General features: G+C 65.0%; 12 protein-coding genes and 1 tRNA gene. 2 read left to right on the top strand and 11 right to left on the bottom strand.

All coding sequences use genetic code 11. The features are described 5' to 3' along the window. Positions 1-10 precede the first annotated feature (10 nt). The 4 genes from HUS56_RS02060 to HUS56_RS02045 form a co-directional block, all read right to left on the bottom strand. Positions 11-1,378, bottom strand: a complete 1,368-nt coding sequence (locus HUS56_RS02060; RefSeq protein WP_173921756.1) for an O-antigen ligase — start codon at positions 1,376-1,378, stop codon at positions 11-13. A gap of 188 nt (positions 1,379-1,566) precedes the next feature. Next, entirely contained in the window at positions 1,567-3,372 is a 1,806-nt protein-coding gene (locus HUS56_RS02055) for an ABC transporter ATP-binding protein (protein WP_173921755.1), read from the bottom strand. Between the two features lie 264 nt (positions 3,373-3,636). Beyond that, positions 3,637-4,692 (bottom strand): glycosyltransferase, encoded by a 1,056-nt coding sequence (locus tag HUS56_RS02050; protein WP_173921753.1) that lies wholly within the window; start codon positions 4,690-4,692, stop codon positions 3,637-3,639. Positions 4,693-4,717: 25 nt separating this feature from the next. After that, positions 4,718-5,671, bottom strand: coding sequence for an exostosin family protein (locus tag HUS56_RS02045; RefSeq protein ID WP_173921751.1), 954 nt, complete (start codon positions 5,669-5,671; stop codon positions 4,718-4,720). A 123-nt stretch (positions 5,672-5,794) separates the two neighbouring features. Between HUS56_RS02045 and HUS56_RS02040 the strand changes: the two genes are divergently transcribed. Further along, a complete protein-coding gene (locus tag HUS56_RS02040; protein ID WP_173921750.1) occupies positions 5,795-6,985 on the top strand; it encodes a hypothetical protein in 1,191 nt (396 codons plus the stop codon). Here the strand turns inward: HUS56_RS02040 and HUS56_RS02035 are convergent, their stop codons facing one another. The 6 genes from HUS56_RS02035 to dcd form a co-directional block, all read right to left on the bottom strand. Then, positions 6,986-7,612, bottom strand: coding sequence for a polysaccharide pyruvyl transferase family protein (locus HUS56_RS02035; protein WP_254431246.1), 627 nt, complete (start codon positions 7,610-7,612; stop codon positions 6,986-6,988). It lies immediately after the preceding gene. A gap of 548 nt (positions 7,613-8,160) precedes the next feature. Then, complete coding sequence (locus HUS56_RS02030) at positions 8,161-8,985, bottom strand: glycosyltransferase family 2 protein (protein WP_173921748.1); 825 nt, start codon at positions 8,983-8,985, stop codon at positions 8,161-8,163. A gap of 412 nt (positions 8,986-9,397) precedes the next feature. Continuing rightward, entirely contained in the window at positions 9,398-9,682 is a 285-nt protein-coding gene (locus HUS56_RS02025; RefSeq protein ID WP_173921747.1) for a PqqD family protein, read from the bottom strand. Next, entirely contained in the window at positions 9,679-10,533 is an 855-nt protein-coding gene (locus HUS56_RS02020) for a nucleotidyltransferase family protein (protein ID WP_173921746.1), read from the bottom strand. The genes HUS56_RS02025 and HUS56_RS02020 overlap by 4 nt, the downstream gene beginning before the upstream one ends. 32 nt (positions 10,534-10,565) lie before the next feature. After that, on the bottom strand, positions 10,566-11,648 hold the full coding sequence (locus HUS56_RS02015) for a glycosyltransferase (protein ID WP_173921745.1): 1,083 nt from the start codon (positions 11,646-11,648) through the stop codon (positions 10,566-10,568). Beyond that, positions 11,645-12,268 carry a dCTP deaminase gene (gene dcd, locus HUS56_RS02010; protein ID WP_173921744.1) on the bottom strand — a complete coding sequence of 208 codons (624 nt, stop codon included), beginning with the start codon at positions 12,266-12,268 and terminating at the stop codon, positions 11,645-11,647. The genes HUS56_RS02015 and dcd overlap by 4 nt, the downstream gene beginning before the upstream one ends. A gap of 71 nt (positions 12,269-12,339) precedes the next feature. On the opposite strand from dcd, the gene HUS56_RS02005 reads away from it, so the two are divergent. Beyond that, positions 12,340-12,410 (top strand) — tRNA-Gly (locus HUS56_RS02005). Between the two features lie 351 nt (positions 12,411-12,761). Here the strand turns inward: HUS56_RS02005 and HUS56_RS02000 are convergent. After that, positions 12,762-13,751 carry a protein NO VEIN domain-containing protein gene (locus HUS56_RS02000; protein WP_173921743.1) on the bottom strand — a complete coding sequence of 330 codons (990 nt, stop codon included), beginning with the start codon at positions 13,749-13,751 and terminating at the stop codon, positions 12,762-12,764. Positions 13,752-13,858 lie beyond the last annotated feature (107 nt).

Here is a 13,858-nt window from a genome sequence, read left to right as displayed (position 1 = left end):
GCTCAGCAGGTCAACGCAGCGGAGCGCGGGAGAGTGGGGACACAGTGATGCTCGCGTCGGTCGATCGGGTCGGATCACCGCGCTGCTCACGTGCCATGGCACCGAGGCAGATGCCGACGATGACAAACGGGATCGACACGGACGCGGCGGCCCAGAATAAGTCGAACTGCGCTTGCACGATACGGGCGAAGGTGACCGCGACCGCGAGTGTTCCGAATCGGGGGTCGACGTGCCACAGCACCACGATGATGCCGATCCACATGACGATGAAGCCGATGAGACCGACGACTCCCGCAGAGGCGAGCACCTCCACCTCGGCTTGCGGCGGTTGGAAGGGGACCGTGGAGTCGTTGTACCAATAGCGCAAGCCGTGTCCGAACACCGGCGACTCGCGCCAGTAGTGGTAGACCTCCCGGAACCAGTTGAGCCGTTGGAAGACGGAGTTGTGCTGATTCTGGGACTCGATCTGCTCGATCACCATGCTGACGATGAGCCAAGCTGCCGGGATCAGCAGTAGGTACACGAACCGTGAACGCTCCGTAATCCGTCGCCGGATGACCGCGATGAGCACGGCGGCCATCAGGCCGATGAGCGCCTGGCGGGATTGCGAGAGGAGGAGAGCCACGACCAGCAACCAGAAGGCGGTCCACGCCCACCGTTTGGTCCATCCGATCCAATCGGGATTGACATAGACCACCGCCGCGGCGACCGCCACCACGGTTCCCACGAAGTTCTTGTGCATGGGGAAGGGCCATGACGGATACACCGGGCCGAAGTCTCCCGAGGCATACGCGATCGCACCCTGGATGATCGTGATTACGCCGATGATGCAGGCCGCTCCGACGAGGAGCGAGAGTCCGAGGCGTGCATATCCGCCCGCGCCAACGGCCCATCCAACGATGAGCGCGCCAGAAATGAGCAGCCACGCGTGGAACCACTCGACAGTGTTCGCGACGTACGGGTTGACGATGACGGTGAACAGCGTCGTGAACTGGTAGAAGAGGTTGAGCCAGAGCAGCTGCCGCAGCGGCCGGTTGTACGGGCGCTGGCCCAGGAGCACGGCCGTCCCGAATGCCGCGGCGAGCGCGACATCCGACACCGACAGGTCCGTTCCCCCAAGACCGACTCGCTCCACGATCAGGAGACCCGGCAACGCCATGAGCACGATCGCGAGGGGTTGGGACCTGGAAATCGCGACGCCAATGACGAGTCCGGAAATCGCAATCGCGGTCATCGCCCCATGCTCGAGCCCTTGGTCGAGCACCACGTACACGGAAACAATGGCACCCGCCGCCATCAACACCCAACGCCACGCGCCCGACCACCAGTCGACGATGCGCTCGCGCCAGATTTCTCCGCGCATGCTCATGGGAGCCATGGCTCTGTCCTTTGCTGAGATTCGCTCCAGTATCGCAGGTGGGGAAGTGGCCGTCGGGGTCGGGGAGTGCACGTCCCGCCCGGAGGACGTCACCTTCACCGCCGTTCGCAATAGGAAGGGAACGCACGAGTGAATGAATTCATCCCGCGGGTTCGCTTTGCAGGCGTGGAGGGGGACCCCCTGTTCACTCAGTCGAGCTCTCCGAGCTCGACCAGTCGCGCAAAGTCCGCGTTCTCCGCACGAAGCTGTTCGAAAGTTCCCTCGCTGACGAGTCGCCCGTCCTTGAGGAAGACAAGCGTATCGGCATGGCGCACTGTGGAGAGTCGGTGCGCCACGATCAGAATCGTGAGGCTGCCTCGAAGCCTCCCGAGCGTTTCGGATATCTCGTGCTCGGTGACGTTGTCGAGCGCCGAGGTCGCCTCATCAAGCACGAGAACCCTAGGCTCGCGGTACAGTGCCCTGGCGAGGCCAACGCGCTGGCGCTGTCCGCCCGAGAGTCGCACTCCGCGCTCGCCGACCGTCGTGTCAAGTCCAAGTGGCAACTCGTCGACAAGTGCCTCGAGCTGGGCCAGCTGAACCACCTCGTCGATCCGGGCACGATCGACGTCATCCGGGGCCACCCCGAATGCAATGTTGGCGGCGAGGGATGCGTTGAGGAGGAACACGTCCTGCGGCACTACACCGAGGCCCGAATACCACGAAGCACGGTCGTCGGCGATCGAACGTCCGCCAACCTCGATCACTCCCTCGGTCGGGTCGAGCAGTCCGAGCACAAGATCGAGCAGCGTACTCTTGCCCGCGCCGCTGGAGCCAACGAATGCGGTCGTGCGATTCTCGGCGATGCGCAACGACACTCCGGTCAGCACAGGTTCTTCGGCATCCGGGTACTTGAAGCCCAGCTGGTGCAGATTGATGTCGCCCCGGTAGCGTATGCCCTTGGGTCGCTCCTCGTGAGCACCGCCCGCATCGAGTTCATCGACGATTCGTGTCACGATATCGAGGCCGGCCCGGCCAGTGCGAACCGTTACGAGACTGCCCGCGATGCGATTGAGCGTTGGCAGTGCACGCAGCGAGGCCGCAGCGAACACCCCAAGCACAGTGAGTGCATGCGCAGGCGTTCCCGTGGCGAAGAGAATCAAGGAGATACCGAGGATCGCGACGACGAACGCGACATCGAGGAGGTACCTCGGCAGGTCCGACAGCAGGCCCATCTGTCGAGCGGCGTCGGCGCGGCGCAGCCGTGCGCGCCGAAACCCGTCGATGAACCTCCCGGAACTCGACGTGAGACGCGCCTCACGGAATCCGTCGAGCCCGGGAAGCAGGAATTGCCAGGCTTCGAGGCCGGCGGCCGCAATCTCCTCACCGAGGCGGTACTGGCGTCGACGCAGGAGTTGCTGCACCCCGAACACGAGTCCGCCAAACAATACGATCGCGAACACCGTCACGAACGGTGCGGTCACGAACAGTACCGCGGTGATAGCGGCAAGTGTGAGCGCATCCGAGGCGACGCTGACGACCGCGAGGAGCACGCTCGCCGACTGGGTCGTAGCATCGTTGATATTGCGGTAGATCTCGCTCATTCGCCGGGCACGGTGATCTCCGTAGGGCGCGAGGGCATACCGTCGCGCGAGTTCTGCCGAGGCGAGTGCGGACACCTTGGTCGTGCGGCCGAGGAGCCACCAGCGGAATGCGATGCTGCCGAGGCTCTTCACGATGAAGACAAATGCGATGAGTCCCGCAACGACCGGAAGGAGCACCGACGGAGATGAAGTGCCGAGGCGTTCCGAGATCCAAACGATGAACGAGCCGCTCTCGTCACCGCTGACCAGCTGCATGAGCGGAATCATCGCCGCAACGCCGAGGGTGTCGAGTGCAGCGAGCGCAACAGAAGCAACGATGTTGCCCGCGACCCAGCGCCCGGGTTCTACGTCAGCCATGAGGAGAGTCAGACGGAGCTGGTCGAGCAGGCTCTGTTCACGCGGCGCTGGTGCCATCGCCTCTCCTCCGGCAGCGCCCTCGGGTCGGGCACTTCCGGCATCATAGCCGGGCTGGATCGATGGCCAACGCGATCCTCACTGTGAAGACCGCCGTGCGAGCGTTCCCCGTATCGACGGATACCGCGTGCAATCCCCTGACCAGGGCGCACCGTCTCGGCGAAGCCGCCGGCGGCGGTGATCGCGGGGAGTGGCTTCGAGCGCAGGCTCGACTAGGTCAAGCCCGTTTGTCTGCACGAGGTGATCGTAGGGGTGCGATCCCGGTCAAGTGGCCACGTTCATGCGGAGCCAGCCGTCTATGGGAGCCGCTGCCCGCATCCAAGTGAACTCAGCGAGTGCGTGAGCGCGGATCGGGGAGGGCGCTGGTTCTGCCCGCCGTCCCTCCAAACGCCGATGTATCCAATCGGCCCACTCCTCGGGATTCGCTGAAGTGTAAGCTCCGCTCGACGGCAACGCGCTCGCGGCGTCGGGCGTAGCGATGACCGCGCTCCCGGTTGCCAGCGCCTCGCCGAACTTCAGAGGAGCACCGACACCTTCGACGACCGGAACGGCCACCACAGCGGCTTCCGCGGTGAACGCGGCGAGGTTCTCGACGCGCCCGACGAAACGGAGGCCATCGGGCCACTCACGCGTATCGCCGGCGCCCGTTCCGGCTACGAGACCTTCAGCGTCCGGTGACCTCAATCTCGTGGCGGGCCACACCTCATTGCGAAACCATTCGAGGCCTCGGCGATTCGGCTCCCAACCCCAATTGCCGAACAGGGCAACGAGCGCCCGGTCCCGTGAGTACGTTTGGCTCGGCCACTCAGATGGATCGATGCCGAGCGGCGCAATGAATGTGGTGGTGTCCATTCCAGGATGCATTGACCTCAGACGCTCGGTCTCAACCTGCGAGCAGGTCATTACCGCGTCAGATCGCGAGATCGCCTCCGCCTCGAGCAACTCGAATCGAAGGGATTCCTCGTGTCTGCCAGCCGCTCGATGCCAGAAGCTCATGACGTTGTGCATATCGAGCAGTACGGGTGCACGGACTGTCTCTGGAAGGAGCCAAGCTGACCCCGGATGCGAGAGGACGATCCCATCCCACCTCGGGTCTGTTACCAACCGATGGGTCCTCGCAAGGGCGAGCGGAACTCGGCGACCACGGATGTGCAGTCGTGGCCGAATGAGCGAGGCCACGGCGAGAAGGTCGGTCGGTGCCGCGCCGGCAGTGGGAGAAAGGACGGTGATCGAGTGACCCAGCGCGACCAGGGCCTTGATCTGGTGGTATTGCCGCCGCTGCCCACCCTGCCCGTTACGGTCGGGCACCTCGACGCTCACCCAGAGAACGTGCATTGACGACCCGCTACGGGGTGAGCTGTCCGAGAAGCTTCCGCGAGCGCCCCACAAGGTGGCGCACGACTCGGCGATCGGGCGGGTATCCGAAACGCGGGAACGTCTCCCACGGTAGCGTGGCCGCCAATGTATTGAGCGCGTCGACGATGTTATCGAACATGACCTCGGGAGCGAACCGCTCTTCGAACACTTCGCGAGCACGCCGCCCCATCGCTGATGCGTCCGGCTCCAGGCCCTCCAGGAAATCCACGAGGCCGCTCACATTGCGTTCGGGCCAGACGATCGCGAACTCTTGGAGGTTCACTCCCGCCGGCGGCACCCAGTCATCGGCCAGAACCACCGGGACCCGACCTGCGGCGATCGTCTCGTAGAACCTGAACGACGAGGTAGCCCGTCCCCGTGGGCAGAGCACAAACGACGCGCGCGTCACCGAGTCCGCGAACGAATCCCGACGTTCAGCGAACCCGGGGTCATTGGGACGCCAGTTGACGTGCCCGTCAACGCGGCGCACGAGACCGCGAGGATGGGAGAGCCCGAACAGTTGCTCGCGACACTTGTGCGATCGGGCTGTGCCGACGAACGAGAACAGCAGGTCGGGCTCGCGGTCTGGTGCGTGTGGGACGTCCGTGATCATGTGGTAACTCCAGGGCACTTGGTACTGCCGGCGGAGCGAGCGCCACGGAACGCTCGTGTACAGGCCGGGCATACTGCAGTACGAGCGCGGGCGCTGGTCGAATACATAGCACTTGTGTGCGTGCGTCTTGAACTCCGGCGACTGCCAGACACGGCTCAGTGAGATCGGGTCGTTGAGCTGGTGGAGTTCGGTGAACAGGATTACGTCTGCCTCAGCGGGATCAGCTACGAGATCATGCCGAGCGGAGCCGCTCAGCTGCGCCAGCCTTTCGAAGTCGCGCACTGCCGAGATTTCAGTGCGTACGCCGATGCTCGGAAGGTGGATGCGCATGGACAACAGGGTAGTCGTGGGGGATCCCCCGGACAGACGAACCGTGTACCCATTGCCCCGGAGTCACCAGAGCTGCATGCGATCGCCCGCTCGCGGTCGCCCGCGACTCGATAGTCTCGCAGCATGCGTATCGGCCCACCCAAGATGACGAAAAGCGGGGATCGAATCAGGTGGGCTGTTGTCGTCGATGGGAAGTCTGAACTTCCCGAACAGCTGTGGTTCGAAGTATCCGATTCTCACGAGGGACTGATTACCGAACGTGCAGATCCAGCGGTCATCGGTCTGCTGATTCCGGCCATGCTGCACGGCGAATCGATCGAAATCGACGGGCAAGTGACAGATGAGTTGCTGCACAGCCTGACCCACGGCTATCAGCAGATACTCGCGACAGTATTGTCACGCGTGCGAGAGATTTCGATCGACGCGCATTCGGTGCTTCGGCCCGCCCCGCCGGCCGCGGGCGTCGCCACCGGCTTCTCGGCGGGCGTTGATAGTTTCGCGGTACTTGCCGAACACCACTACTCACCCGTCCCGCCCGGGTTGCGGCTCACACACCTCACCCTCTTCAACGTCGGCGCGACCGGCTCGGGAAACGCCGGTCGACGCGATTTTGAACGTCTACACGAATTGCTCTCGCCGACCACCGAGCAGATCGGACTCCCGCTCGTTGCCGTGGACTCGAATCTCGACGACTTCTACCCGTCGAATTTCTTCAGACAGAGCCACGGGCCCCGCAACCTCGCCGCCGCAGCGCTGCTGATGGGGGGAATCGGCCGCTACCTTGCGGCGGGGAGTTACGCCTTTCGTGATCTCGGTGTCTTCGCAAGCCCGACCACTGGTCACGCCGACTCCATCGCAACCCCGCTCCTGGTCAACAGCCAGTTTCACCCAAGTTCCCATGGCGACCGGCTCACCCGAGCACAAAAGACGGTTCTCATCGCCGGAATCCCGGCTGCACGACAGAGTCTGAACGTCTGCACCTGGCTGCCCGCGCACGGGCGGAACTGCTCTACCTGTTACAAGTGCCTGCGCACCCAGCTCACCCTAGAGATCGCTGGCCAGCTCGACGCCTACAGCGAGAGATTCGATCTGGACGCGTATCGAGCCGTCCGTGGCAAGTTCATCGACCGTGTGATCACTATCAACGAGCCATACCACATCGAAATCAGGGAGTTCGCTGCTGATCTCGGGTATTCGCTCCCATCGGGGTGGTCAGCCGTCGTCCGACGAGCAGGACGAGGAATTCGGCATCGAATAGATCTGATGGTCCGCAGGCTGCGGGCCGTCGCGTCGACCAGAACCCTGCCAGAGTGATTATGCGGACCTGGGCGTCGGCGTACGCGACTGCATGACGGTTGGGATGCCCCATGGGAACGACTCGAGCGGACTAACGAGAACTTCTGGAAGACGATGAATCGCGGCCTCGAGACCCTCACAAGCCGCATCCACCGTCGAGCGCGGCGCCGCTTCGGCATGCTCGACGACGTTCGCGAGCGACATTCGCTCATCGAACGCAAGGTGGCGGCTCCAGCCAGAGGTGACCACCGACTCGTAATCGCGAAACTTGAAGGTTCCCTCTCGGAGTCCCGGCTCAGCCGTCAGCCACACGGTTGGAATACCGAAGGCATCTGCGGTGACAAGACCGTGCAGCGACGTGGTCACGATCGTCGCGCACTGCGAGATCTCACGAACCACGGGCGCCGCCGCACGACGAACGTCGATCAAACGCGCCCGCAAGCCTGACCCCTCAGCGAGACGCGTGAGAGAACGGGTGCCACGCTGGGAGAAGTGCAGCACGATGCCGACGTCCCACTTCGGCTCTCGGCGTCGGCGCTGCCTCCCAACGAGGAGACCGGGGTCACCGAGTGCGGTGCGCTCCCCAGCACCAACGCGCTCGGCCGTGAGTACTCCACGGACGGCAAGCAGATGAGCTTCAGGCATCGGGTGGCTTGCATCGTGCAAGAGCCCGCTACCCCAGACTGCGCCTGAGAAGCCGGGCGGCAAGTGCTCCACAATGCTGCCGACTCCGGCAAGACGTGCATCGACAGATCGCCGATGCACCGGAACGAGTCCGTATCTGGGCAGTAGCATCGGCGTGAGGGCATCACCGAAGTTGGGAAGACCGATCCACCAGTAGGCGCCCACCACGGAGCCACGGCGTACTATTCCGGGTACGAACGCGGCTCGCGTGTACTGCCGGAAAGCGCGAGAGCGCCGGTTCCACGCTCCGCTGTGATCCATCTGTCCCCGTGCCCTCGATCAATTGCAGCGGCGCTGCACGCTGATGTCGAGGATAGACGACGCTCGCTTCCGGGCACAGGACAGGCAGTTAGTTCGCCGGCTGCACCGCTACCCAGGCACGTGTCGATGCGATGTACTTGCGAGCCTCTTCGATGATGTTCGCGGTCGCTGTGTGGCTCGGGTCAGCCACGGAAAGTCGCGCTTGCTGAAGCCGAAGAACTCCATCCAGCTTCTAGACGGGTGGGCCGTCAGCGCTCTGAGCCGCGGGCGCCTCGGAACGGGGCCAAGCGATCCTTCCATGCCCGCTGCGATGGCAACACAGCCCGGAGCAGCCCCGCTGGCGTGCGCGGCGTCGCGGGAACCCCAAACTCCTGAGCAAGCGCACGTGAAATTGGGCGCCCAAGTCCCCCCATGGAGATTCCGGAATGCGACTCCCCCGTGCCGACGCGATACAGCGCCCCGTCGAACGGCAACGGCGGCAGCCCTAGATCCGATCCGATGTGCAGGTGCGATCCCAGCCAACGTTCCAGCTTCTCGCCGTACCCGTCGTAGAGCTCGCTTTGCGTGGCATCGAGCGGCAGTTGTGGGTCTGGGTAGAGGTCGGTGCGCACGATACTGAACGTGCCACCTTCGTGGGAATGAATGGCTCGCCGTTCGACGTTGACTCGCCACGGGAAATTTACGCGCCACCCGATAGCCTCGGGGTGAGCAGCCACATGGGCGGCAACGCGGCGACTGACGAAATCATCTGCGTCGATGAACAGGATGTGTTGCGCGCCATGCTGACGCGCCGCTGCAAGACCGACGGCGAGTTTTGTTCCCCTGTCCCGCAGAATGCTTGGGATACCTGTACGGGGAGATGCAATAGGCGATGGTGGTGGGAAAGCTACGGGGACGTATCTCACTCGAGAGTCGGGTGGAAGCCTAGGTTCTTGGTTGCCGACCACGATGATCATGAACCGGTCTTCGGTCTGACGCAGCCACGACACCACGGACTCGTACAACAGTCTCTCGACCCGCGGGTAGTCGTTGCTGTTGTGCGGATGGCGCAACGACGTGACCAGGGCAAGCATGAATAGCACTATGCCATGCTGCGCTCGGCCACACATGGAGAAGCCCGCCCCGGCCGTTCGCGGGCCGACAACCCCATTGGGCCGGCCTCGGTGAGTAACTACCCCTTCCGCCGGTGAACCCCAATATCCACCGCGCGGATGCACCCGACCCACGCTGCCGGTCGATGAGCGGAACTGCGAAGCCAAGCGACCTATGCTGCGGCCGCACCAATTCCGAAGTATTCGTACGAGCCGTGGGGAAGCTCGCGCCGGCGAGAAGTGGATGAAGCGCAAACCTCCGGTCTTCATCCCCGTGCAAATTGATCGGCACAGTCGCAAACGCGGCTGGGATCGAGGGCGACTTGCACGAGGAAACGGAGGTCGGGCGATAAGCCCGGCCGCCGGCATCATGAACCCGGATTGAACCGAAGAATCAGCAGACCCACTCCGAACTAAGCCCAAGCGGCGCGAGCAACCTTCGCTCCACGAGGTTGGCGACGAAGTCGTCGACGTGCGCGCGAATGTCGTCGGCTGCGGCATCCGTCACCTCTGCGACCCGCTCAGCGATCGTCGCCTGATCGCCCGAGCAGGCTTCGTTCCAGATGAGCGCGGCGATGCCGTCGAGCACCACGATCGGGCCATCGGGCAGGCGCGCGGCGTAGATGATGCCGTCGCCCTCCAGCGTGCCCACCCCGGGGGTCGGCCGAAGCCCGGTCATCGGTTCGCTCCGACGCCCGACCGTCGGCCGCGCCACGTCTCACGGATCGCCTGCGCCGGTCGTCGGAAGAACTCCACCACGATCTCGCCAGCCGTCGGACGGCGGCCGAGGCGGTGCGCGAGGTGGTCCACATTCACCAGTGGAGCACGGGCGATGACGCGGAGCTTCGCGGCGAGCGTCGGAGCCGCCCGCACGCGGGCCCACCACTCCTCTGAGCGCGACCCACCACGCGACGTCACCTTCCAGAGGCGGTAGTCGCGCTCACGCCGGAACTGCTCGAGCCCGCCGACGGCTGCAGCGAACGCCACGGGCGCATCGAGGTCGGCGACCAGCGCCTCGATCTCGATCCGGCGCTCGTCGGGCGCATCTCGCCACGCCGTCCCGATATCGGGATGCTGCGGCGTGCGGGAGCGGGCGGCGTTCAGGATGAGGAGCAGGGCCTGCGCCGGCACGCTGGGCACGGGGCATCCGATGGTCGCGATCTCGATCGTGTGCCGGTCGGACCACAGCCGATCGAACGCACGGGCGGGCGGAATGCGGATCCCCGGGAAGAACCGATGGATGTCGAGGTAGCCCCATGCGTCATGCAGGTAGGTCTGCGCATGGCCGAAAGGTGACCCGTACGTGAACGTGCTGTAGAGCGTCCAGCCGCGCTCCCTGAGCGCTCGGTCGAACCGGTCGACGTGGCCGGGACGCACCAGGACGTCGATGTCGCTGCCCGATTCCGACGGCCGCAGCGACGGATCCACCGCTGCGCCCTTGATGTGCAGCAGGTCGACGCCGACCTCGTCTGCGATGTACTGGACGGCCGCGTGCCCGAACCGCAGGCGCACCCAAAGCGGCACGCTCACCTGGGACTCGTTCACGCCCGCTGCACCTGAAGTCACATCACGGGCCGCGGAAGCACGTCTTCGATCACCCGCGCCATGCGCTCCACGTGCGCCTCGCGATTGAAGCCGCGGCCCCATTCCCGGCACGCCTCGGGATCGAGGTCGCGCGCCCTGCGGATCGCGTCTGCGAGGTCGGGTGCCGTGGCGGATGCCGCGTGGAACCCGTTCACCCCCGGGTTCACGGTCTCGAGGTATCCACCGCTGGCGATGGTCGCGGCAGGGGTTCCCTCGAGGGCCGCCTCGATCACGGTGAGACCGAAGTCCTCCCGCGCGGCCGCCACCAGCACCGCGGCCTGGCGGTACACCCAGCACAACTGGGCATCCGTCACCCGGCCCAGACCGTGCACGCCGTGAGCCGGGTCATCCAGCGTCTCCGAGCCGGATCCGACGACGACGATCGCAAGGCCCGCCGCGCGCGCCGCGTCGCACGCGAGCGCCACGTTCTTGTACCCGCGGTCGCGGGCGACGACCACCGCGAACTCGCGGGGCAACTCGCGGGCGGGTGCCTCGGGTTCGACCGCGACCGGCTCGACCGGCGGATGCACCACCGTCGACTCCAGCCCGTATGCCCGCCGAATCCGCTCCTGCGTCACGGCCGAGTTCGCCACGATCGCGCGGGCACGGCTCATGACCTCCGCGTCGCCACGGCGAAGCAGCGGCGTGCTCATGCTGAGCCCAGCGCGGCGCACGGCGCTCAAGCGCACCCTGTAGTCATCGGCCGCGTAGAGCCAGCGAGCGGGACTGTGCACGTAGACGAGGTGCGGGATCTGGAAGCGGAATCGATGCGCCCATCCGCTGCTGGAGACGAGCGCCACATCGCCGCCCGAGACGTTCGTGCGGGCCGCGATCGACGGCAACAGCGGAAGCAACCGCTCGACCTGGCTTGCGAGCCATGGCGGAAGGCTCGCCTCGATATCGAGGCCGCCGAAGGCATCGAACGTCGATTCTGGGTCGTACGCGAGGGTCACGATCGTGCGCGCGTCGAGGCCCTTCGCCCACTCGGCCACCACCCGCTCGGCACCGCCCGCCTGCACGAGATAATCGTGCGCGAGCACCACCCGGGGCCGGCTCGTCATGCCGGTGCCCTGTCCAGGATGCCGCCGGCGCCTGCGTCGGTGACGCCGACATCCGTTCGGTGGAAGTCACGGTACGAGCGCGACGCAGTCGGGCCACGCTGCCCCTGATACCGGCTCGCGTACTCGGCCGACCCGTACGGGCGCTCGCTCGCGGAGGAGAGCTGGAAGAAGCACATCTGCCCGATCTTCATGCCAGGCCAGAGCTTGATGGGCAGCGTCGCGACGTTGCTGAGCTCGAGGGTCACGTGCCCGGTGAACCCGGGGTCGATGAAGCCTGCAGTCGAGTGCGTCAGCAGTCCGAGCCGGCCGAGCGAGCTCTTGCCCTCGAGCCGAGCGGCGATGTCGTCGGGCAGGGTGACGGCCTCGAAGGTCGAGGCCAGCACGAACTCGTTCGGATGCAGGATGAACGGCTCGTCGGGCCGCACCTCGATGAGATGGGTGAGCTCGGGCTGGTCTTCGGCGGGGTCGATGTACGGGTACTTGTGGTTGTCGAACAGCCGGAAGTAGCGGTCGAGCCGCACGTCGATCGACGACGGCTGGATCATGGCCTGGTCGTAGGGCTCCAGCCGGATGCGCGCGCGATCGAGCTCGGCACGGATGTCGCGGTCGGAGAGAAGCACGCAGACAGCGTAGCAACGTGCCTGCTCGGGCTTGCTACGATGGTCAGCGCTGCACCCAACGGATGCCGCAGGCCGATGTAGTTCAATGGTAGAACTTCTGCTTCCCAAGCAGACAGCGCGGGTTCGATTCCCGTCATCGGCTCTGATCAGGGATTTTTCCCCTCGCGCGACCTGCAGCTTTCGATTGCAAACAGGCCTCGTAGTCACTTAATAGTCACAAATTCCCGGCCCTGCTGGCCCCTCCGAAGGTAGTTGGGCCCGTCGCACCATCGTCGAACGGTGATTCAACGGGCGCTGGCAGCGGCACGGCATCGCAACGCTGTCAGAAACGACCGACCGGAATCGCCACGCTGGACTCGGCCTCGCCGACCCCGTGGTCCGTCAGCCATCGCCGAGATACGACTCAACAAGGGCGCCGATGGCGACTGAATGCGCCTGGCCTTGATGCGCCCTCGCGGCCAGCCTGCGAGCACCACTGAAACTCGCCGACCCCCTACGGCAACGAGTACCTAAGATGCGTCGGCCGCAGGTCCCCGTCGTCGGGAAGCCAATCGGGCCATATCCGCGCGTTCCCGCCACTGACCGTGACGGTGTCACCCGAGTTCTCAGCGATGATTCCGTCAACGACGAACAGGTCGGTCGGCTGGTAGGCGCGGGCATGCTCGACTTCACCTTGAGTCAGCTGCACGCTCTGAACCCCGACGCCGATCGAACCCTTCACCTCCACGTGCCGAACCACTCCATCAATGACGACGCGGAGATCGTACGGCTTGCCGCGTTCCTCGATCTCGGTGGCGCCTGCCCCCCGGTAGTGCGCGATAGCGATGCTCACCGCGTGACGTTCGAGTGCGACACGTTTCGCGGCGTCCGCCATGTATCCCTGAGCCCCGGACGCGCGTGCTGTCCGCACACGATCGTCGGCGATGGCTGGCGTGTCGGCCGGATGATCGAAAAGGAGCGCGACGAGCGCGGCCGGAAACTTCGTCAGGTATCCCTGCTGTGCTCGAAGCTCACGATCCCCGTAGTTCTGGAACGGTGCATAGATCGGCTTGCCGGCGCTCGCGGTGATGTCGTCGAGGAGGGCGAGGATCTCTGATCGCTGCGCGTTGAGCGTCGTCCGAGTCACAGGCCGCTCGAGCTCGGTGTAGTTCGCAAGCGGCATCCGCCACGCGGGTCCGACCGTCGGCACGCCACGAGCCCGGCCCCTCGTTCCACGCGCCTGCCAACTCCATGTGAGTGTCTCGAGTGGTCCAACAGCTTCCGACCAGCCGATGATGGCCGGCTCCCCCCTTTCGGGCTTGTGCCAGTGAAGGATCCGGTCGCCAGGCTGCACGTACGAAGTCAGCGAGTACGACCAGTTTTCGTTGCCGCCGCCGTCTCGCTGGGGTGCCAGAAGGTATTCTCCGAGGCCCTCCGGCTCACTACGGATCTCCATCCAATAGATCTCGGCCGGGTCGTTCGCCCACCAGTTGTTCAACACCACGAAATGACTTTGGCAGAACCGTCCACCAGTTTCCGAGGCCCTAGCCCTGTTGACGCTCCAGACGGGCCTGGTCCAGCATGTCGCATAGCGACGCGCTCGAGTCTCGT

The organism is Agromyces sp. Marseille-P2726 (genome assembly GCF_902809835.1).
Classification (GTDB): domain Bacteria; phylum Actinomycetota; class Actinomycetes; order Actinomycetales; family Microbacteriaceae; genus Agromyces.
Note: the sequence above shows the minus strand (reverse complement) of the source record. Positions and strands in the feature narration are given on the sequence as shown.